16 protein-coding genes are annotated in these 20509 nt (G+C 55.3%); 4 read left to right on the top strand and 12 right to left on the bottom strand.

Going from position 1 to position 20509, the window contains the following annotated elements:
* Positions 1–3 precede the first annotated feature (3 nt).
* The 8 genes from nuoH to lrhA form a co-directional block, all read right to left on the bottom strand.
* Complete coding sequence (gene nuoH, locus ABTW00_RS07360) at positions 4–981, bottom strand: NADH-quinone oxidoreductase subunit NuoH (protein WP_064543888.1); 978 nt, start codon at positions 979–981, stop codon at positions 4–6.
* A complete protein-coding gene (gene nuoG, locus ABTW00_RS07355) occupies positions 978–3704 on the bottom strand; it encodes an NADH-quinone oxidoreductase subunit NuoG (RefSeq protein ID WP_433639879.1) in 2727 nt (908 codons plus the stop codon). The genes nuoH and nuoG overlap by 4 nt, the downstream gene beginning before the upstream one ends.
* 32 nt (positions 3705–3736) lie before the next feature.
* Entirely contained in the window at positions 3737–5074 is a 1338-nt protein-coding gene (gene nuoF, locus ABTW00_RS07350) for an NADH-quinone oxidoreductase subunit NuoF (protein ID WP_065355793.1), read from the bottom strand.
* Positions 5074–5574 (bottom strand): NADH-quinone oxidoreductase subunit NuoE, encoded by a 501-nt coding sequence (gene nuoE / locus ABTW00_RS07345; protein ID WP_002913160.1) that lies wholly within the window; start codon positions 5572–5574, stop codon positions 5074–5076. Before nuoE ends, nuoF begins: the two co-directional genes overlap by 1 nt.
* A 2-nt stretch (positions 5575–5576) precedes the next feature.
* Positions 5577–7382: an NADH-quinone oxidoreductase subunit C/D gene (gene nuoC, locus ABTW00_RS07340; RefSeq protein WP_157093525.1), complete on the bottom strand. Its 1806-nt coding sequence runs from the start codon at positions 7380–7382 to the stop codon at positions 5577–5579.
* A 91-nt stretch (positions 7383–7473) separates the two neighbouring features.
* On the bottom strand, positions 7474–8148 hold the full coding sequence (gene nuoB, locus ABTW00_RS07335) for an NADH-quinone oxidoreductase subunit NuoB (RefSeq protein WP_002913178.1): 675 nt from the start codon (positions 8146–8148) through the stop codon (positions 7474–7476).
* Between the two features lie 15 nt (positions 8149–8163).
* The gene (gene nuoA / locus ABTW00_RS07330; RefSeq protein WP_064543881.1) at positions 8164–8610 is read right to left on the bottom strand and encodes an NADH-quinone oxidoreductase subunit NuoA; all 447 of its coding nucleotides are present in this window, start codon (positions 8608–8610) and stop codon (positions 8164–8166) included.
* A 626-nt stretch (positions 8611–9236) separates the two neighbouring features.
* Entirely contained in the window at positions 9237–10178 is a 942-nt protein-coding gene (gene lrhA, locus ABTW00_RS07325) for a transcriptional regulator LrhA (RefSeq protein ID WP_433639875.1), read from the bottom strand.
* Between the two features lie 909 nt (positions 10179–11087).
* Between lrhA and alaA the strand changes: the two genes are divergently transcribed.
* Together alaA and yfbR are read left to right on the top strand one after the other, a co-directional pair.
* A complete protein-coding gene (alaA, locus tag ABTW00_RS07320) occupies positions 11088–12305 on the top strand; it encodes an alanine transaminase AlaA (protein WP_065355795.1) in 1218 nt (405 codons plus the stop codon).
* Between the two features lie 88 nt (positions 12306–12393).
* Entirely contained in the window at positions 12394–12993 is a 600-nt protein-coding gene (gene yfbR / locus ABTW00_RS07315; RefSeq protein WP_064543875.1) for a 5'-deoxynucleotidase, read from the top strand.
* A 114-nt stretch (positions 12994–13107) separates the two neighbouring features.
* Here yfbR and ABTW00_RS07310 read toward each other — a convergent pair whose 3' ends face one another.
* From ABTW00_RS07310 to yfbV, 4 genes are all read right to left on the bottom strand, one after another.
* Positions 13108–14940, bottom strand: coding sequence for an SLC13 family permease (locus ABTW00_RS07310; RefSeq protein WP_065355796.1), 1833 nt, complete (start codon positions 14938–14940; stop codon positions 13108–13110).
* 102 nt (positions 14941–15042) lie between these two features.
* Positions 15043–15702: a sugar phosphatase gene (locus tag ABTW00_RS07305; protein ID WP_433639869.1), complete on the bottom strand. Its 660-nt coding sequence runs from the start codon at positions 15700–15702 to the stop codon at positions 15043–15045.
* An 11-nt stretch (positions 15703–15713) separates the two neighbouring features.
* Positions 15714–16208, bottom strand: coding sequence for a YfbU family protein (locus ABTW00_RS07300; protein ID WP_035892491.1), 495 nt, complete (start codon positions 16206–16208; stop codon positions 15714–15716).
* A gap of 83 nt (positions 16209–16291) precedes the next feature.
* The gene (yfbV, locus tag ABTW00_RS07295) at positions 16292–16747 is read right to left on the bottom strand and encodes a terminus macrodomain insulation protein YfbV (RefSeq protein ID WP_064543871.1); all 456 of its coding nucleotides are present in this window, start codon (positions 16745–16747) and stop codon (positions 16292–16294) included.
* Between the two features lie 337 nt (positions 16748–17084).
* On the opposite strand from yfbV, the gene ackA reads away from it, so the two are divergent.
* A complete protein-coding gene (gene ackA, locus ABTW00_RS07290; protein ID WP_433639866.1) occupies positions 17085–18287 on the top strand; it encodes an acetate kinase in 1203 nt (400 codons plus the stop codon).
* Positions 18288–18363: 76 nt separating this feature from the next.
* Positions 18364–20508, top strand: a complete 2145-nt coding sequence (gene pta, locus ABTW00_RS07285; RefSeq protein WP_064543867.1) for a phosphate acetyltransferase — start codon at positions 18364–18366, stop codon at positions 20506–20508.
* Position 20509: the final 1 nt, after the last annotated feature.

Below are 20509 nucleotides of genomic sequence, written 5' to 3'. Positions count from 1 at the left end.
CCCTTATTGCGCCTGCCACAGAATGACAGCCGCCGTTACCAGCAAGTTGATCAGCGTCAGCGGCAGGCACACTTTCCAGCCGAAGGACATTACCTGGTCATAGCGCGGACGCGGTAATGAGGCGCGAATCAAAATGAACATCATCATGAAGAACGCGGTTTTCAGCGCGAACCAGATGAACGGCGGTAAGAACGGGCCTTGCCAGCCACCGAAGAACAGCGTCACGATCATTGCCGATACGGTAACGATACCGATGTATTCCCCCACGAAGAACAGACCGAATTTCATGCCGGAATATTCAATGTGGTAACCGTCGGCCAGTTCCTGCTCGGCTTCCGGTTGGTCAAACGGGTGGCGGTGACACACCGCTACGCCCGCAATCGCAAAGGTAATGAAGCCGAAGAACTGCGGGATAACGTTCCACAGGTGAGCCTGGTTATTGACGATGTCGGTCATATTGAATGAACCGGCCTGCGCCACCACGCCCATCAGGGACAGGCCGAGGAACACCTCGTAGCTCAGGGTCTGCGCAGACGCACGCATCGCCCCCAGCAGGGAGTATTTGTTGTTACTCGACCAGCCGGCGAACAGCACCGCGTACACCGCGAGGCCCGCCAGCATCAGGAAGAACAGGACGCCAATATTGAGGTCGGCGACCACCCAGCTTGGGCTGACCGGCACAATGGCGAAGGCCAGCAGCAGCGAGGTGAAGGCGATCATCGGTGCCAGGGTAAAGATGACGCGGTCCGAGAATTTCGGTACCCAGTCTTCTTTAAAGAACATCTTGATCATGTCCGCAACCAGCTGGAGCGAACCGCCCCAGCCCACGCGGTTCGGCCCGTAGCGGTTCTGGAACAGGCCCAGCAGGCGACGTTCGCCGAAGCTCATGAACGCCCCGCAGGTGACCACCACCAGCAGGATGACCACGGCTTTAACAATACTGAGGAGGATCTCAATCAGATCCGGCGTTAACCAACTCATGCTTTTGCCTCCTGCAGATTATCAAGGCGCGCACCCGCCAGCACCGGCGCAATGCCCGGCAAGCCCATCGGTAAGCCCACCTGCCCTGCCGCCAGCCCTTCAGAGATGATCAGCGGGAGAACGATGGTCTGGCCGTCGTAGCTAAAGGCGATATTCGCGCCCGCATTAACGCCAAGCTTCGCGGCATCTGCCGGGTTCAGCTTGATGTACGGCTGCGGCATACGGCTCTGGAACACCGGAGAGCGCTGGGACATTTCGTCGCTACCGAACAGATGGTAGTACGGCGCAATACGCCAGTTGCCTTCCTGCGCCTGGAAGCTTGCCGGAACGGTGGTAAAGAATTCCAGACTGTTTTCCGATGCTTCAATCAAACGCACGCCCGGATCGCCGTGGCGCAGTTTGCCGCCCACTTCGGCCTGGAACTTGTTCCATGCCTGCGGGGAGTTCCAGCCCGGCGCCCAGGCGAACGGAATCTGCGAACGCGGAGCAGAAGGCTGGTTGTTCCCTTCCATCGAGAAGGCAAACATGGTGTCTTTATCCTGCGGCTGACGCGGCTCGTGCACGCTGATGTTGGCGCGCATCGCCGTACGGCCGCTGTAGCGGTGCGGTTCACGCGACAGTTTCTGACCGCGAATACGGAAGCTGGCGTCCGGCGCGGCATCTTTAATGCCCGCCAGCTGCGGCAGCTTCTCGATGGCCGCATCAATCACGTGATCGAGCTGCGTCCAGTCCACTTCACGGCTCTGCACGGTGCTGTGCAGCGAGTGCAGCCAGCGCCAGCTTTCAAGCATCACGGTGTTGCTGTCGTAGTACGCCGGGTCATACACCTGGAAGAAGCGCTGTGCACGGCCTTCGTTGTTGATAACCGTTCCGTCGCTTTCTGCGAAGCTTGCCGCAGAGAGGACCAGATGCGCTTTGTCCATAATCGCGGTGCGCTGATGGTCAATCACCATCACCAGCGGCGCTTTGGCAAGCGCGGCGTCAACCCGTGCCGCAGAAGCGTGGCGATGCAGGTCGTTTTCCAGCACCACAACCGCGTCGGCCGCGCCGGTTTCCAGCTCGCTTAACGCCGCTTCCAGAGAGCCGCCGCCAATCATCCCCAGACCGATGCTGTTCACCGCACGCGCAACCATGGTTACGCCCACGTCGGCGCCACGGCCCTTCAGCGCTTTCGCCACGTTGGCAGCCGCCTGAATAACCTCCGCGCTACCGGCGTTGGTGCCGGAAACGATCAACGGTTTCTTCGCCCCGGCCAGCGCCTGGACGATCACATCGATCTTGTTTTGCAGGTCGCGATCCAGGCCTTCAACGGCCGGCGCGCTATTGTCCAACGCATGCGCGATAGCAAAACCGAGGCGCGCCTGATCTTCCACCGGCGCGCGGTAGGTCCACGCCGCGATGTCGTCAAGGCGAGTATCGTCAACGTTGGTCACAAACAGCGGATGCTTCGCGCGCTGGCCGATGTTGAGGATTGCCGCAATCTGCCAGTCAGCCACTTTCTGCGCTGCTGCCATTTCACGTGCTTTGCCTTTCACCGCCTGACGCACCGCCAGGGCGGCGCGAGCGCCGGTTTGCGTCAGGTCTTCACCCAACACCAGTACCGCATCGTAGGATTCAATTTCGCGCAGCGCAGGGGTATGAATACCGCCTTCACGCAGCACTTTCAGCACCAGTTGCAGACGTTCCTGCTCGCCCTCGGCGATACCGGTGTAAAAGTTTTCCGCTCCCACCAGCTCGCGCAGCGCGAAGTTGCTTTCGATGCTGGCGCGCGGGGAACCGATACCGATCACCTTCTTAGACTGGCGCAGAATATCTGCCGCGCCCTGCATCGCCTGTTCGGCGTTGAGGGTGATGACGTCATCGCCACGGCGCTGAACCGGCTGACGCGGACGGTCTTTCAGGTTCACATAGCCATAGCCAAAACGACCGCGGTCGCAGAGGAAGTAGTGGTTAACGGTACCGTTGTAACGGTTTTCGATACGACGCAGTTCGCCGTAACGTTCACCCGGGCTGGTGTTACAGCCCAGCGAACATTGCTGGCAGATGCTTGGCGCAAACTGCATATCCCACTTACGGTTGTAGCGCTCGGAATGCGTTTTGTCGGTAAACACGCCGGTCGGGCAAATCTCGACCAGGTTACCGGAGAATTCGCTTTCCAGGGTACCGTCTTCCGGACGACCGAAATAGACGTTGTCGTGCGCGCCGTACACGCCCAGGTCGGTGCCGTCAGCGTAATCTTTGTAGTAACGCACGCAGCGATAGCAGGCGATGCAGCGGTTCATTTCGTGAGAGATGAACGGCCCCAGATCCTGATTACGGTGGGTACGCTTAGTAAAGCGATAGCGACGGAAGCTATGGCCGGTCATGACGGTCATATCCTGAAGATGGCAGTTACCGCCTTCTTCACAAACCGGGCAGTCGTGCGGGTGGTTGGTCATGAGCCACTCCACCACGCTCTCGCGGAACTGCTTCGCTTCTGCGTCGTCGATAGAAATAAAGGTGCCGTCAGATGCCGGTGTCATACAGGACATCACCAGGCGACCACGCGTGTCTTCCGCGTTCTGATATTGCTTCACCGCACACTGGCGGCAAGCACCGACGCTCCCAAGCGCCGGGTGCCAGCAAAAGTACGGAATATCAAGGCCCATAGAGAGACATGCCTGTAGCAGGTTGTCCGCTCCATTAACCTCGTATTCTTTGCCGTCTACATGAATCGTAGCCATTAGCGTGCTTCCAAAATAAATAAATCTTTAGATTACCAGCGCGTCTTAAGCAGGTTCGGCTGAATCCCATGAATCGCATGAGTGTTGCTGAACTGCTGCTTAATGCCTGCCTCGAATTCGTCGCGGAAATATTTAATGGCGCTCTGCAGCGGCTCAACCGCGCCAGGCGCATGCGCGCAGAAGGTTTTCCCCGGGCCTAAGAATCGACACAGTTGCTCAAGCGTCTCGATATCGCCCGGTTGGCCTTCACCCTTTTCAAGGGCGCGCAGAATTTTCACGCTCCACGGCAGACCGTCGCGGCACGGCGTACACCAGCCGCACGACTCGCGGGCGAAGAACTCTTCCAGGTTACGCACCAGCGATACCATGCCAATCTCGTGGTCGACGGCCATCGCCAGCGCCGTCCCCAGACGGCTGCCCGCTTTACCGATGCTTTCGAATTCCATCGGCAGGTCAAGGTGCGCTTCGGTCAGGAAGTCAGTGCCCGCGCCGCCCGGCTGCCAGGCCTTAAATTTCAGGCCATCACGCATGCCGCCAGCGTAGTCTTCAAGGATTTCACGCGCAGTCGTGCCAAACGGCAGCTCCCACAGGCCCGGATTTTTCACGCGGCCGGAGAAGCCCATCAGCTTGGTACCCGCATCTTTGCTCTTCGAGATGTTCTGGTACCACTCGACGCCGTTCGCCAGAATCGCCGGGACGTTACACAGCGTTTCCACGTTGTTGACGCAGGTCGGCTTGCCCCATACGCCTGAGCTCGCCGGGAACGGCGGCTTGGAACGCGGGTTAGCACGACGCCCTTCGAGGGAGTTAATCAGCGCGGTTTCTTCGCCGCAGATGTAGCGCCCTGCCCCGGTATGCACGAACAGTTCGAAGTCAAAGCCGGTGCCGAGAATGTTTTTCCCAAGCAGGCCCGCTTCGGTCGCTTCGGCAATGGCGCGACGCAGATGCTGTGCCGCTTCAATATATTCGCCGCGCAGGAAGATGTAGCCGCGGTACGCCTTCAGGGCGAACGCGGAGATCAGCATGCCTTCCACCAACAGGTGCGGCAGCTGTTCCATCAGCAGGCGGTCTTTATAGGTACCCGGTTCCATTTCATCGGCGTTACACAGCAGGTAACGGATGTTCATGGATTCGTCTTTCGGCATCAGGCTCCACTTCAGGCCGGTAGAAAAGCCCGCGCCGCCGCGCCCTTTCAGGCCAGCGTCTTTAACCTGGTTGACGATTTCGTCCGGCGCCATGCCACCGAGCGCTTTACGCGCGCCGGCATAACCGTTTTTCGCCTGATACTCTTCCAGCCACACCGGCTGCTTGTCGTCGCGAAGACGCCAGGTCAGCGGATGGGTTTCGGGAGTCAGAATAATATTTTTCATTATTTATACTGCTCCAGTAGGTCAGGAATGGCTTCCGGCGTCAGATGGCTGTGAGTATCCTCATCAATCATCATGGTCGGCCCCTTGTCGCAGTTGCCCAGGCAGCAGGTCGGCAGCAGAGTGAAACGGCCATCAAAGGTGGTTTGACCCGGTTTGATGTTCAGCTTCTTCTCAATGGCGGCCTGAATGCCCTGGTAACCCGTAATGTGACAGACCACGCTGTCGCAGTAGCGAATGACGTGGCGTCCCACCGGCTGGCGGAAAATCTGGCTATAGAACGTCGCAACGCCTTCTACGTCGCTTGCCGGGATACCCAGCACATCGGCGATAGCGTAAATCGCGCCGTCCGGTACCCAGCCGCGCTGCTTCTGAACGATTTTCAGCGCTTCAATGGACGCCGCACGCGGGTCTTCGTAGTGGTGCTTCTCGTGCTCAATAGCTTCACGCTCTGCCGCACTCAGCTCAAAAGCCTCGGTTTGTGGTTGTTGATTCTCGTGCATAATTAGCGGTCCACGTCTGACATAACAAAATCGATACTACCCAGATACACGATCAGGTCGGATACCAGGCTGCCGCGAATCGCCGCCGGAATCTGCTGCAGGTGCGCATAGCTCGGGGTACGGATTCGGGTACGGTAGCTCATGGTGCTGCCGTCGCTGGTCAGGTAGTAACTGTTGATACCCTTGGTGGCTTCCACCATCTGGAAAGATTCCTGCGCCGGCATGACCGGGCCCCAGGAAACCTGCAGGAAGTGGGTAATCAGGGTTTCGATGTGCTGCAGCGTGCGCTCTTTCGGCGGCGGCGTGGTCAGCGGATGATCCGCCTTGAACGGGCCTTCCGGCATGTTGTCGAGGCACTGCTGAAGAATACGCAGGCTCTGGCGCAGCTCTTCCACTTTCAGCATCACGCGGGTGTAGCAGTCAGAAACGCCACCGCCGGTCGGGATTTCGAAGTCGAAGTTTTCGTAACCAGAGTACGGACGCCATTTACGCACGTCGAAGCCAATACCGGTTGCACGCAGGCCGGCCCCGGTGGTGCCCCACTCCAGCGCTTCTTTTGCGGTATAAGCAGCAACGCCGACGGAGCGGCCTTTCAGAATGGTGTTACGCAGCGCGGCTTTCTCGTAGGAGTCCAGACGCTTCGGCATCCACTCAAGGAATTCACGCAGCAGGCGATCCCAGCCGCGCGGCAGGTCGTGCGCGACGCCGCCGATGCGGAACCAGGCCGGGTGCATACGGAAACCGGTAATCGCTTCCACCAGGTCATAGATTTTCTGACGGTCGGTGAAGGCGAAGAAGACCGGAGTCATCGCGCCGACGTCCTGAATGAACGTTGAGATGTACAGCAGGTGGCTGTTGATACGGAACAGTTCGGAGAGCATCACGCGAATCACGTTCACGCGGTCCGGCACGGTAATCCCCGCCAGTTTTTCGACCGCCAGCACGTACGGCATTTCGTTCACGCAGCCGCCGAGGTACTCGATACGGTCGGTGTACGGAATGTAGCTGTGCCAGGATTGACGCTCGCCCATTTTCTCCGCACCACGGTGGTGGTAGCCGATATCCGGTACACAGTCGACAATCTCTTCGCCATCAAGCTGCAGAATAATACGGAATGCACCGTGCGCAGACGGGTGGTTAGGGCCGAGGTTAAGGAACATAAAGTCCTCGTTTTCGGTCCCACGCTTCATCCCCCACTCTTCCGGTTTGAAGGTCAGCGCTTCCATTTCCAGATCCTGCTTGGCTTTGGTCAGCTCAAACGGATCGAATTCGGTGGCGCGCGCCGGGTAGTCTTTACGCAGCGGATGGCCTTCCCAGGTCGGCGGCATCATGATGCGACGCAGGTTCGGGTGGCCGTTAAAGGTGATGCCGAACATTTCCCAGGTTTCACGCTCATACCAGTTGGCGTTCGGGAAAAGTTTGGTCAGCGTCGGTACGTTCAGATCGTTTTCAGACAGCGCCACCTTGAGCATGATGTCGCGATTGCGGTCGATGGAGATCAGGTGGTAGAAAACGGAAAAATCCGCGGCCGGTAAACCGTCGCGGTGAGTACGCAGGCGTTCGTCCATACCGTGCAGGTCGAACAGCATGACGTAAGGTTTCGGTAACTTCTTCAGGAAATCGACAATTTCCAGCAGCTGTTCACGCTTAACCCAAACGACAGGAACCCCGGTGCGGGTGGCCTGAACGGTAAATGCATCCGGCCCAAAACGGTTGCGCAGTTCGCCGATGACCGGATCATCAAGGTGATCGCGGGTTTGCCATGCGGCCGCTTCTTGCGCGGTTAAATCGGTCATATTGTTCACCATTGCAAAAGGTCCGTGGTGACTGCCGGGAGTGGCCTTCGCGCTGTTGTATGTTGATTTGCGAAGTCAAAATGCCACCGCCCGCAGGCGCAAATTAAATCTCGTCAGGCGTGCGCAGATTGGTCACTGCAATGCGTTCGCCGCGTTTACGCTCGCGTTCCGACTGCATGTTGGCGCGGTAAACGCCCTGATCGCCAACCACCCACGACAGCGGACGACGCTCTTTACCAATCGATTCCTGCAGCAGCATCAGCGCCTGCATGTAGGCTTCCGGACGAGGTGGGCAGCCAGGAATATACACATCGACAGGAATAAACTTATCGACGCCCTGCACCACGGAGTAGATGTCGTACATGCCGCCGGAGTTGGCGCAGGCACCCATCGAGATAACCCATTTTGGTTCCAGCATCTGGTCATACAGGCGCTGAATAACCGGGGCCATTTTGGTGAAGCAGGTTCCGGCCACCACCATCAGGTCTGCCTGACGCGGGGAGGCACGCAGAACTTCTGCACCAAAACGCGCAACGTCATGCACCGCAGTGAATGACGTAACCATTTCAACGTAGCAGCAAGAAAGGCCAAAGTTGTATGGCCAGATTGAGTTCTTACGACCCCAGTTGACCATATCGTGCAGCGCGTGTTCGAGTTTCCCCATATACACGCTTTTGTTCACCTCTTGCTCCAGGGGATCGGTAACAATCTCCTGCTTTTGCAGAGGGTAACGGTCGTTCTCACCGTTAGGATCTATGCGGGTGAGCGTATAATCCATCTTATTGCCTCGCTTTTACTGCGTATTACGGTTAGTGACGCTGTCGGTTTCCGGGTTAACCAGCGTGCGGCGCGAACGCGCAGGCGTCCAATCCAGCGCGCCAATGCGAACGAGGTAAACCAGGCCGGCCAGCAGCACAAATATGAAAATGGCGGCTTCGATAAAGCCAACCCAACCGCTTTCACGGATGGACGTTGACCAGGCATACAGGTAGAGCGCTTCCACGTCGAAGATGACGAAGAACATGGCGACCAGATAAAACTTGGCCGACAGGCGCAAACGTGCGGAGCCAACGGAGTCGATACCCGATTCAAACGGGGTGTTTTTGCTTCGCGCGCGCGCGCGACCGCCAAGGTACCAGCCGCCGATTAACATCAGGCAGCAAAGGCCAATGGCAATGATCAGAAAGATAGCGAATGCCCAGTGATGAGCGATGATTTCTGTGGATGTTGACATACGCAAAGCTTTACCAAATAAGTAGCACGACCTGCTCTGCTCTTACCGGCAGATGGACGCTACATCGATTCATGGGGAGGATTAAAAAACCTACAAACAGCCCAACTGGAAACGTAGACCGCAAAATGTTGAGGTTTTTTACTCCTTTCTATAACCTTTTGTCAACTTTAACAAAAGTTTCCTCACATTAATTTACATCAAAGGTATTTCATTAACATTACGTGCCCTTTGATTCGATTCGCTTCAGAAGACCTTACGGTTTACCTGTTGTTGAATCGTGTCCGTTTTGTAGCAATAACCGGAATTACCCCTCTATTTTGACAGGATTTTCTGATGATTCATCCCCCCAAATAGGGGTATTTTCTTGATCTAAGACACGCTTTTGTTAATTCGACCTGTAAAACGGCAACAATCTATCCGTTTTTTTAACATTAGCAGGTGATATGACATCGCGTTTGACGGAGGGGGAATTGAATGGGAAAATATTTCTAATTACATGATTATTATCACATTATCAGATTGATTTTTTCCTCGACATCGCAAAAGCACAAAAAAAGAACCGCAAACTCATTTTTTATCGTCTACGATTCTTTTTTGCACTTACATTTTGTTACTACTTTTCAACCGGAATGTTAATCAATGTCCCTTTCGAATATAAGGGTATTTTCCCCCTCTTCCGGAGTATACATTCCCGCCGAGGGCCACGGATTATGGCGCGGTTCCTGAGACTGGAAGATCATCTGCGTCAGTTCGTTTTCACTTTCCGCATCGTAGCTCAGCATATACTCCGTTTCCGGCAGTTCTGGCATCCCCTCGCCTTTGCCCAACGCACGCAGATCGGGGCTCATCATTTCCACCGGACGTGCGGTGACGCCAAGCCCTGCCTTCACCGCCGCGCGTACCGCGGAGAGCGTCGAGGCGACGTAGGCTAATCGCCATGGCATGCCTACGGCATCCAGCGTCTTAATAATCGTATCGCGGAATGGGCTCGGATCGTCAAGCAGCACCAGCGGCAGCGGCTCTTCAGGACGCAGCATAAATTCTGACGCACAGTACCAAAGCGTCGGTGAGGTACGCAGTACCGTCGAGGTAAAGCCTTCCAGCGGATGCGTCGTCAGCGCCAGGTCGACCTCTTTGTTTCGCAACATATCGCCCATGACGCTATGACGCTTCACGCGTACGTCAAGAGCCAGCTTCGGATACGCCGAGCTAATTCGGTTCAATAAAAAAGGAAGAATGGTGTCTGCCGATTCATCAGATGAACCCAGCGTCAGTTGTCCCTGAAGCGGGCTAAACATTAGCGATGTGCATGCTTCATCATTAAATCGCAGAATCTTTCGTGCATAGCCCAACAGCTGGATACCATGCTCCGTCAGCAGCTTATTTCGCCCATGACGGGCGAAGAGCTCCTTTCCCACCAGTTGCTCCAGACGCTGCATCTGCTGGCTCACGGCGGATTGGGTTCGACATACCGCAGCGGCAGCGGCGGCGAAAGTACTCAGATCGGCAACAGCAACAAACGTTCTCAGCAGATCGAGATCGAGGTTCAGTATCGGACGATTGGCATTTATCATATTAATCCACTTACAGGTTCGGAGGCCGACCTGCCTTATTGATGCTGCACTCAAAAATTTCAGGCTAATCCTTTAATCATCTTTCACCAATCGCTGACGAATGACTGCCTGACGAGTGTCAGTATTAAAATTGTCTGTTGCCACGATCGGCAACAGTTCCTTTTAACAATATATCCTTTAGCCTGCAGCTATTTATCGGATTCCCCCCTGAGCGAAGCCTGGCGTAGGGAGTTGTAGAAAGCGAGGTCACGATAATGCTTCAGGGAGATTGCTGTACGTTTTTAAATAAGCTAATAAACATGATGAATAACAGTGAGTTATAAAAACAAACATGGATAATCATCAACGAAACTAACTCATAAGAGTCTTACTAACCCCGACATATTAACCGAAATCCATAACATTTATAAGCCTAAATAAGCTCTATCTCAAAGTGAAAAAGGTTCAGAATCAAAACAATTTAAGAAATCTAACAAATCACATTCATTACTTTTCAAAATATAAAAAAATATTAATCTTTGTCGGAAGCGGCCATTAACATCAACTTCACAAAAGTAGGTATCATTACTAATCCTTATTTGTTGGAATTTTATTTTAAATTAAAAGTGTTGAAGCATGCTTAAAGTATATCCAGGTTGCCGATACCTAAGCTAAATCATTTCTTTTTTCTTAGACATAAAAACCACGCAATCGCAAAATATTGGCATAACGAACTACAAAACAATAAATTAACAAAACATCAAACACAGACATCCGTCACTCCCTAGTAAAAAACAATGTTCCAACAACAAAAAATCGACAAAATCTTCTACTGCTAACCCTTCAAAACGCCGGGGATGGGGAGTACATTGTTCGGTGCTGACTTCCACGGCAGGGAGTGGCGATAACAGCTAAAAAGGTCAAAGGTTCATGTCCCCCATCGAAAAATCCAGAAAGTTAGACAACGTTTGTTACGACATTCGTGGCCCGGTTCTCAAAGAGGCCAAACGCCTTGAAGAAGAAGGCAACAAAGTTCTTAAACTGAATATCGGCAACCCGGCGCCTTTCGGGTTTGACGCGCCGGATGAAATTCTGGTCGACGTGATCCGCAACCTGCCGACGGCGCAGGGTTACTGTGACTCCAAAGGTCTCTATTCCGCGCGTAAGGCCATTATGCAGCACTACCAGGCGCGCGGTATGCGCGACGTGACGGTAGAAGACATTTACATTGGCAACGGCGTTTCCGAGCTGATCGTTCAGGCCATGCAGGCGCTGCTCAACAGCGGCGACGAAATGCTGGTGCCGGCACCGGACTACCCGCTGTGGACAGCGGCGGTATCATTATCCAGCGGCAACGCGGTGCACTACCTGTGCGATGAATCCGCCGGCTGGTTCCCGGACCTCGACGATATCCGTGCGAAAATTACCCCGCGCACGCGTGGTATCGTGATAATCAACCCGAATAACCCGACCGGCGCGGTATACTCGAAAGAGCTATTGATGGAGATCGTGGCGATCGCTCGCGAACACAATCTGATCATCTTCGCCGACGAAATCTACGACAAGATCCTCTATGACGAGGCGCAGCATCACTCCATTGCCGCCCTGGCGCCGGATCTGCTGACCGTGACCTTTAACGGTTTGTCCAAAACCTATCGCGTGGCCGGTTTCCGTCAAGGCTGGATGGTGCTCAACGGGCCGAAGAAGCACGCAAAAGGCTACATTGAGGGGCTGGAAATGCTGGCCTCGATGCGTCTGTGCGCTAACGTTCCGGCGCAGCACGCCATCCAGACCGCGCTGGGCGGTTATCAGAGTATCAGCGAGTTTATTACGCCGGGCGGACGTCTGTACGAACAGCGTAACCGTGCGTGGGAGCTGATTAACGAGATCCCGGGCGTTTCTTGCGTTAAACCGCAGGGCGCGCTGTACATGTTCCCGAAAATCGACGCGAAACGCTTCAATATTCACGACGATCAGCGCATGGTGCTGGACTTCCTGTTACAGGAAAAGGTCCTGCTGGTTCAGGGCACCGCCTTTAACTGGCCGTGGCCGGATCACGTCCGTATCGTCACCCTGCCGCGTGAAGACGATCTGGAAATGGCCATCACCCGCTTTGGCCGCTTCCTGTCGGGCTATCACCAGCTGTAATCATCATCTGAATTGGCCGTCGGCATTTGCATCCGGCGGCCATCTCTGCGCACAATGCCTTTACTAAAGTTGCTGAGTAAGGGTTGCTATGAATCAGAGTCATTTTTTTGCCCACCTCTCCCGCCTGAAGTTAATTAACCGCTGGCCGCTGATGCGCAACGTGCGCACCGAGAACGTCTCTGAACACAGCCTTCAGGTCGCGATGGTCGCTCACGCGCTCGCCGCCATTAAAAACCGCAAGTTTAACGGACAGGTCAACGCCGAACGTATTGCGCTGCTGGCGATGTATCACGACGCCTCCGAAGTGCTAACCGGCGATCTGCCGACCCCGGTCAAGTATTTCAACTCTCAGATTGCCCAGGAGTACAAGGCGATAGAAAAAATCGCCCAGCAGAAGCTGATTGAAATGGTACCGGACGAACTACGCGATATTTTTGCGCCGCTTGTCGACGAACATCAAAGCAGCGAAGAAGAAAAAGCGATTGTGAAGCAGGCCGACGCCCTGTGCGCCTACCTGAAGTGTCTGGAAGAGCTCTCTGCCGGGAACAACGAGTTCCTGCTGGCGAAAGGTCGTCTGGAGAAAACGCTGGCCTCCCGGCGCAGCGAAGAGATGGACTATTTTATGGCGGTGTTCGTCCCCAGCTTCCATCTTTCACTGGACGAAATAAGTCAGGATTCACCTCTGTAAGCGCCCCGACGACGGTGAGTTTGTAGGCCGGATAAGACGTTTACGTCGCCATCCGGCATCTCACGTCTTAATGCCTGATAGCGCTACGCTTATCAGGCCTACCTATCCCGTTCATCAGAACGGGAATAAAATCGGCACCAGCACTACGCAGATAATCATCACCAGCACCGTAAACGGCACGCCGATTTTGACGAAATCGCTGAAGCTGTATCTTCCAGGCCCCAGTACCAGCGTGTTTACCGGTGAGGACACCGGCGTCATAAAGGCCGCCGAGGCCGCCATCGCGACAATCATCGCAAACGGATAGGGTGATACCCCCATCGATTTTGCCGTCGCCAGCGCAATCGGTGCCATCAGCACCGCCGTGGCGGTGTTGGAGATAAACAGACCTATCGCCGCGCACATGACGAACAGGCAGCCCAGCATCAAGTAAGGCCCCTGCCCGCCGCCCACGTCCATCAGCCCTTTCACCACCAGATCGACGCCGCCGGTTTTTTGCAGTGCTAACGCAAACGGCATCATCCCGACGATCAGGATAATGCTCGGCCAGTGAATAGATTTATAGGCGCTCTGGGCATCGATACAGCGGAATTTGCCCATCAGCAGGCAAGCGATAATCGCGGCAATCGGGTTAGGAATTTCATCGGTGAGCATCAGCGCGACCATCAGCACCAGACAAAAAATGGCGTGCGGCGCCTGGCTGTGCGCCGGCGATGCATCGCTCACTTCGACCGGCAGATTGAGTACCACGAAATCACGACCATTCTGTGCCAGCTGGCTTATCTGCTTCCAGTTGCCGACCACCAGCACAATGTCGCCCAACTGCAGTGACTCATCCACGACCGAGCCATCGAGCGCTTCGCCATCGCGTTTCATCCCCACGACGTTTAGCCCGTAGCGGGTACGGAAGCCCATTTCACGAATGGTTTTACCAATCAGCTCGGACTCTGGAATCAGCGACACTTCCGCCATCCCGACGTCCAGCGCCTGATCGGAAAAATATTCACCGCGCAGCACCATCGGCTCAAGCATCTGCTCGCTACAGAACTGACGCAGGTCGATTTCCGCGGCGGACATATCAATCAGCAGCACGTCACGGGCGCGAAATTCAGACACCCCGTTGACGTTCACAATCACCCGACGAAACCGGCGCCAGCGTTCCACCCCGATAATATTGGCGCCATAGCGCTCGCGCAGCTTCATGTCGTCAAGACGCTGACCGATCATGGGCGAGCCGGGACGAATCGCCAGACGACGAGCGCGGCCGGTCAGATGATACTCTTTAATCAGGTCGCGGAAGGTACTGCGTTTGCGGCCATCTCGCGGCTGGTTGCCGTCATCGCCCTTCAGCAGAAAGCGCATCACCAGCATATAGAAGATGCCGAAAACCAGCACCACCAGACCAATTGGCGTGACGCTAAAGAAGCTGAAACCCTCCAGCCCCTCGCGGATAAGCTCACTGTTGATAACCAGGTTAGGCGGCGTGGCCACCAGCGTCATCATGCCGCTGATAAGCCCGGCAAAGCTCAGCGGCATCATCAGACGCGAGGGGGAAATATTCATGCGCGCCGAGACGCTAAGTACCACCGGGATAAAGATTGCCACCACGCCGGTCGAGCTCATAAACGCCCCCAGCCCGGCGACAGTTAACATCAGGAATACCAGCATTTTGGTTTCGCTGTTTCCCGCCACCTGTACCAGCCAGGAGCCCATGTTGGTGGCCACACCGGTGCGCACCAAACCGTCGCCGATAATAAACAGCGCGGCAATCAAAATCACGTTAGGGTCGCTGAAGCCCGAAAAAGCTTCGCTAAGGGTCAGCGTGCCGCTGAGCACAAAGGCCACGATAATACCCAGCGCGATCGCATCCATGCGCACCTTGCCGGTGGCGAAAAGCACCACCGCAACCACAAGCAGACACAGCACCCAAATCAGTTCACCGTTCACAGCACATCCTTGTCATCAAATAAGCGGTAAGTTGTTCAAGTAAAAAGCCGTTGACTATAGTGACAGAAAAAAGCCCCAACGATGTGGGGCTAAATCATAAGATCATGCATTCTGCGAGACGTTGACCCAGCCATCAGCCCGTTTTTCAACCCGCAGCGACGCCAGCGTCGAGAGCACAAAGTCGACTTCCAGCAGCTCGGGCGTTTCCGGGGGGACATTCACGGCGGCAACATGGCAGCCCGCCGCCAGCCCTGACTGCACGCCCGCCTGCGCATCTTCAACCACCAGGCAGTCCTGCGGCGGCAGCCCCAGCAGTTCGGCGCCGAGTAAATAGGCATCCGGTTGCGGCTTTCCGCGTTTGACCTGCTCAGCGGTCACGAACACCGCAGGCGCCGGCAGCCCCGCCGCGAGATGACGCGCATGGGCGACCGGAATGGAGCCAGAGGTGACGATGGCCCACGGAATGCTTTGCGCATCAAGATGCTGAAGCAGCGCGATCGCACCGGGCAGCGCGCGGATACCGTCGAGATCGTTCGCTTCTATCTGCTCCAGTCGCAGAAATTCGGCCTGAATTTCGGCTTCTGATTTACCCGGCATAAAGTGACGCAGCGTGGTGATCGCCTGCTTGCCGTGAATAAAGTCCAGAACCGCTTGCGGATCGACGCCGTAGCTTTCCGCCCAAAACTGCCAGGAGCGCTCAACCACCGGCAGTGAATCCACCAGCGTACCGTCCAAATCAAACAGGAAACCTTTGCACTGCACGGCAGCCTCCATCAGGCGTTAATGATCTGATTAATTTCGTTGCTGCTCAGATGATACTGGCGCGGGCACCCGTGCCAGACGTTCAGCATGCGCTGGTACTTGTCCCACATCGGGGTCTGCGCGTTGAAGCCGTGAGTACCGGCATCGAAATGGGTATAGCGGCCTTCCACATTCACCATAAAGCGGACATAGCCCAGGAAACGCGCTTCGGTCGCCGCATCAAAGCCGAGGAAAGTCACACGACGTTCATCAATGGTGTCGGCATCTTTCAGGTTGGTCCAGGAGACGTGCAGCGCGTGGTACATCTCCATGATGTCGATAACGATACGACAGGTCTCTTCTTTGAGTTCGCCAAATTCACGGTCCAGTTCGCGCATCTGTAAACCATAACCACGTTCGATAATGGTCTGCAGGCGGCGGTAGCGCTCAGCGTTGTCGGGATCAAGCATAGTCATCATTTTGTACTGATTGGACAAAATCAGACGTTGAGCATGGGTCATTTCCATTTTTCGACTCCTGTTGCGCTTTGCAGCATATAAAAAAAGACACAAGGTTTGTGTCTTCTTTTATATGCGTTTTTCGCTATCAATTACAAATCATCGAGGAAAGTTTTATCCAGTTGTTTGAAGGCGCGCTTAAGCGTGTCAGCCAGCGCCTGGTAATCCGGCTTTCCTTCGACCGGTGCCAGCGCCTGCCCGGCTTCCTGTAATTTGCCGCGCACTTCGTAGAACCACTGCAGGATTGACGGCGGCAATGGCGTGACGGAACGCTTACCCAACCACCACAGACCTTGCATTGGCAGGCTCAGCGCAAAGAGCGCCGTGGCCACTGCCGGGCCAAGCTGGCCGCCAAGGGCGATTTGCCAGCAGAGCGTAAAAATAGCGAGCGGCGGCATCAAGCGTATCGCATGGCGCGTCGCGCGAATCACGCGATTCTCAACGAACACCGGCGCAAGACGTTTTTCCAGCGGCCACGTCTTTGCATAGTGCTGCCCCCGGCTAAACAAACTGAAAAAACTGACCGGGCGTTGCTCGGGAGTCGACATGGCTTACCTCAACTTCTCGTATAAAGATTAAAATATTTTTGCAAAACAACAACTGGGTATGACATCGTTCAAAAAATTTTGGCATAGACCCGGCAATCGGGTATCCTGTGCCAGCCTGAGATAACCTGATTCTATAGACTCCGGCACATCAAATTATCGCATATTCTGCCATTGGCTGAAAATTATGCAAAATGGCTTAGAATCAATATGTATTTCTTAGATCATGCCTGAAAAGTGTTCCGGGCATGATGTTAATCATAAATGTCGGTGTCATCCTGCGCTACGCTTAATGACTCATTGACGTTTTTTTAGCCACGTATCATAAATAGGTACTTCCATGTCGAGTAAGTTAGTACTGGTTCTGAACTGCGGTAGCTCCTCACTGAAATTTGCAATCATCGATGCAGTTAATGGTGAAGAATACCTCTCTGGTTTAGCCGAATGTTTCCATCTTCCAGAAGCACGTATTAAGTGGAAAATGGACGGCGGTAAACAAGAAGCGGCTTTAGGTGCAGGCGCCGCTCACAGTGAAGCGCTGAACTTCATCGTTAATACAATTCTGGCACAAAAACCAGAACTGTCTGCTCAGCTGACCGCGATCGGCCACCGTATCGTACACGGCGGCGAGAAGTACACCAGCTCCGTTGTGATCGACGAATCCGTTATCCAGGGCATCAAAGATTCTGCCTCTTTCGCTCCGCTGCACAACCCGGCTCACCTGATCGGTATCGCCGAAGCGCTGAAATCCTTCCCGCAGCTGAAAGACAAAAACGTTGCCGTATTCGATACCGCGTTCCACCAGACCATGCCGGAAGAATCTTACCTGTATGCTCTGCCGTACAGCCTGTACAAAGAACACGGCATCCGTCGCTACGGCGCGCACGGCACCAGCCACTTCTATGTGACTCAGGAAGCCGCGAAAGTTCTGAACAAACCGGTTAAAGAAGTTAACATCATCACCTGCCACCTGGGCAACGGCGGTTCCGTTTCCGCTATCCGTAACGGCGTGTGCGTAGACACCTCCATGGGTCTGACCCCGCTGGAAGGTCTGGTGATGGGTACTCGCTCTGGCGATATCGACCCGGCTATCATTTTCCATCTGCATGACACCCTGGGCATGAGCATCGACCAGATCAACAAGCTGCTGACCAAAGAGTCCGGCCTGCTGGGTCTGACCGAAGTGACCAGCGACTGCCGTTATGTAGAAGACAACTACAAAGATAAAGAAGACGCTAAACGTGCAATGGACGTTTACTGCCACCGTCTGGCGAAATACATCGGCGCTTACACCGCTCTGATGGACGGTCGTCTGGACGCGGTTATCTTCACCGGCGGTATCGGTGAGAACGCGGCAATGGTGCGTGAACTGTCCCTGGGCAAACTGGGCGTTCTGGGCTTCGAAGTTGATCACGAACGTAACCTGGCTGCCCGTTTCGGCAAGTCTGGCTTCATCAACAAAGAAGGCACTCGTCCTGCCATCGTTATCCCGACCAACGAAGAACTGGTCATTGCACAAGACGCCAGCCGTCTGACTGCCTGATATCACACCGCCAGCCTAGCTGGCGGTGCTGTTTTGTATCCCGCCCGAAACTGGCGGTAACGAAAGAGGATAAACCGTGTCCCGTACTATTATGCTGATCCCTACCGGAACCAGCGTCGGCCTGACCAGCGTCAGCCTTGGCGTGATCCGTGCTATGGAACGCAAAGGCGTTCGTCTGAGCGTCTTTAAGCCTATCGCTCAACCGCGTTCCGGTGGCGATGCGCCTGACCAGACTACCACCATCGTTCGCGCTAACTCATCCACCACCACGGCGGCTGAACCGCTGAAGATGAGCCATGTAGAAACGCTGCTCTCCAGCAATCAGAAAGATGTGCTGATGGAAGAGATCATTGCTAACTACCACGCGAACAGCAAAGATGCGGAAGTGGTGCTGGTTGAAGGCCTGGTCCCAACCCGTAAACACCAGTTCGCTCAGTCTCTGAACTACGAAATCGCGAAAACGCTGAATGCGGAAATCGTCTTCGTCATGTCTCAGGGTACCGACACCCCGGAACAGCTGAACGAGCGTATTGAACTGACTCGCAACAGCTTCGGCGGCGCGAAAAATACCAACATCACCGGCGTTATCGTCAACAAACTGAACGCACCGGTTGATGAACAGGGCCGTACTCGCCCGGATCTGTCTGAGATCTTCGACGACTCATCCAAAGCGCAGGTTGTGAAAATCGACGCTGAACAGCTGAAAGGCCACAGCACGCTGCCTGTGCTGGGCGCGGTACCGTGGAGCTTCGATCTGATCGCCACTCGCGCGATCGATATGGCGCGTCACCTGAACGCCACCGTGATCAACGAAGGCGACATCAACACTCGTCGCGTGAAGTCCGTGACCTTCTGTGCGCGTAGCATCCCGCACATGCTGGAGCACTTCCGTGCAGGTTCCCTGCTGGTGACCTCCGCAGACCGTCCAGACGTGCTGGTTGCAGCCTGCCTGGCCGCGATGAACGGCGTGGAAATCGGCGCCCTGCTGCTGACCGGCGGTTACGACATGGATCCGCGCATCAGCAAGCTGTGCGAGCGTGCATTCGCTACCGGCCTGCCGGTATTCATGGTGAACACCAACACCTGGCAGACCTCTCTGAGCCTGCAGAGCTTCAACCTGGAAGTTCCGGTTGATGACCGCGAGCGCATCGAGAAAGTTCAGGAATACGTTGCCAACTTTATCAATCCGGAATGGATTGATTCCCTGACTGCGACCTCTGAACACAGCCGTCGCCTGTCTCCGCCGGCATTCCGCTACCAGCTGACCGAGCTGGCGCGTAAAGCGGGCAAACGCGTTGTTCTGCCGGAAGGCGACGAACCGCGTACCGTTAAAGCGGCCGCTATCTGTGCGGAACGCGGCATCGCGACCTGCGTCCTGCTGGGTAACCCAGACGAGATCAACCGCGTTGCGGCATCTCAGGGCGTTGAACTGGGCGCTGGCGTTGAAATCGTTGACCCGGATGTGGTTCGCGAAAGCTACGTGGCTCGCCTGGTCGAACTGCGTAAGAACAAAGGCATGACCGAAACCGTTGCCCGCGAACAGCTGGAAGACAACGTGGTTCTCGGTACCCTGATGCTCGAACAGGACGACGTAGACGGCCTGGTTTCCGGTGCCGTTCACACCACCGCAAACACCATTCGTCCGCCGCTGCAGCTGATCAAAACTGCGCCGGGTAGCTCTCTGGTGTCTTCCGTGTTCTTCATGCTGCTGCCGGAACAGGTTTACGTTTACGGCGACTGCGCGATCAACCCGGATCCGACCGCAGAACAGCTGGCAGAAATCGCCATTCAGTCCGCTGAATCCGCGATTGCTTTCGGTATCGAGCCGCGCGTTGCGATGCTCTCCTACTCCACCGGCACCTCTGGTGCAGGTAGCGACGTAGAAAAAGTTCGCGAAGCAACTCGTCTGGCGCAGGAAAAACGTCCTGACCTGATGATCGACGGCCCGCTGCAGTACGACGCCGCGGTTATGGCTGACGTAGCAAAATCCAAAGCGCCGAACTCTCCGGTTGCCGGTCGCGCTACCGTGTTCATCTTCCCGGATCTGAACACCGGTAACACCACCTACAAAGCGGTACAGCGTTCTGCCGACCTGATCTCCATCGGGCCGATGCTGCAGGGTATGCGCAAGCCGGTGAACGACCTGTCTCGTGGCGCGCTGGTAGACGATATTGTCTACACCATCGCTCTGACCGCGATCCAGTCTTCACAGCAGCAGTAAT

The sequence above is a fragment of the Kluyvera georgiana genome (assembly GCF_050990895.1).
Taxonomy (GTDB): Bacteria; Pseudomonadota; Gammaproteobacteria; order Enterobacterales; family Enterobacteriaceae; genus Kluyvera; species Kluyvera georgiana.
The sequence above is the reverse complement of the archived record's forward strand: the minus strand, read 5'-3'. Positions and strand labels throughout refer to the sequence as shown.

Excerpts from the sequence above, each read along its gene's own strand:
- nuoH (WP_064543888.1), bottom strand. The coding sequence starts at position 981 with ATGAGTTGGTTAACGCCGGATCTGATTGAGATCCTCCTCAGTATTGTT.
- nuoG (WP_433639879.1), bottom strand. The coding sequence starts at position 3,704 with ATGGCTACGATTCATGTAGACGGCAAAGAATACGAGGTTAATGGAGCG.
- nuoF (WP_065355793.1), bottom strand. The coding sequence starts at position 5,074 with ATGAAAAATATTATTCTGACTCCCGAAACCCATCCGCTGACCTGGCGT.
- nuoE (WP_002913160.1), bottom strand. The coding sequence starts at position 5,574 with ATGCACGAGAATCAACAACCACAAACCGAGGCTTTTGAGCTGAGTGCG.
- nuoC (WP_157093525.1), bottom strand. The coding sequence starts at position 7,382 with ATGGTGAACAATATGACCGATTTAACCGCGCAAGAAGCGGCCGCATGG.
- nuoB (WP_002913178.1), bottom strand. The coding sequence starts at position 8,148 with ATGGATTATACGCTCACCCGCATAGATCCTAACGGTGAGAACGACCGT.
- lrhA (WP_433639875.1), bottom strand. The coding sequence starts at position 10,178 with ATGATAAATGCCAATCGTCCGATACTGAACCTCGATCTCGATCTGCTG.
- alaA (WP_065355795.1), top strand. The coding sequence starts at position 11,088 with ATGTCCCCCATCGAAAAATCCAGAAAGTTAGACAACGTTTGTTACGAC.
- yfbR (WP_064543875.1), top strand. The coding sequence starts at position 12,394 with ATGAATCAGAGTCATTTTTTTGCCCACCTCTCCCGCCTGAAGTTAATT.
- ABTW00_RS07300 (WP_035892491.1), bottom strand. The coding sequence starts at position 16,208 with ATGGAAATGACCCATGCTCAACGTCTGATTTTGTCCAATCAGTACAAA.
- yfbV (WP_064543871.1), bottom strand. The coding sequence starts at position 16,747 with ATGTCGACTCCCGAGCAACGCCCGGTCAGTTTTTTCAGTTTGTTTAGC.
- ackA (WP_433639866.1), top strand. The coding sequence starts at position 17,085 with ATGTCGAGTAAGTTAGTACTGGTTCTGAACTGCGGTAGCTCCTCACTG.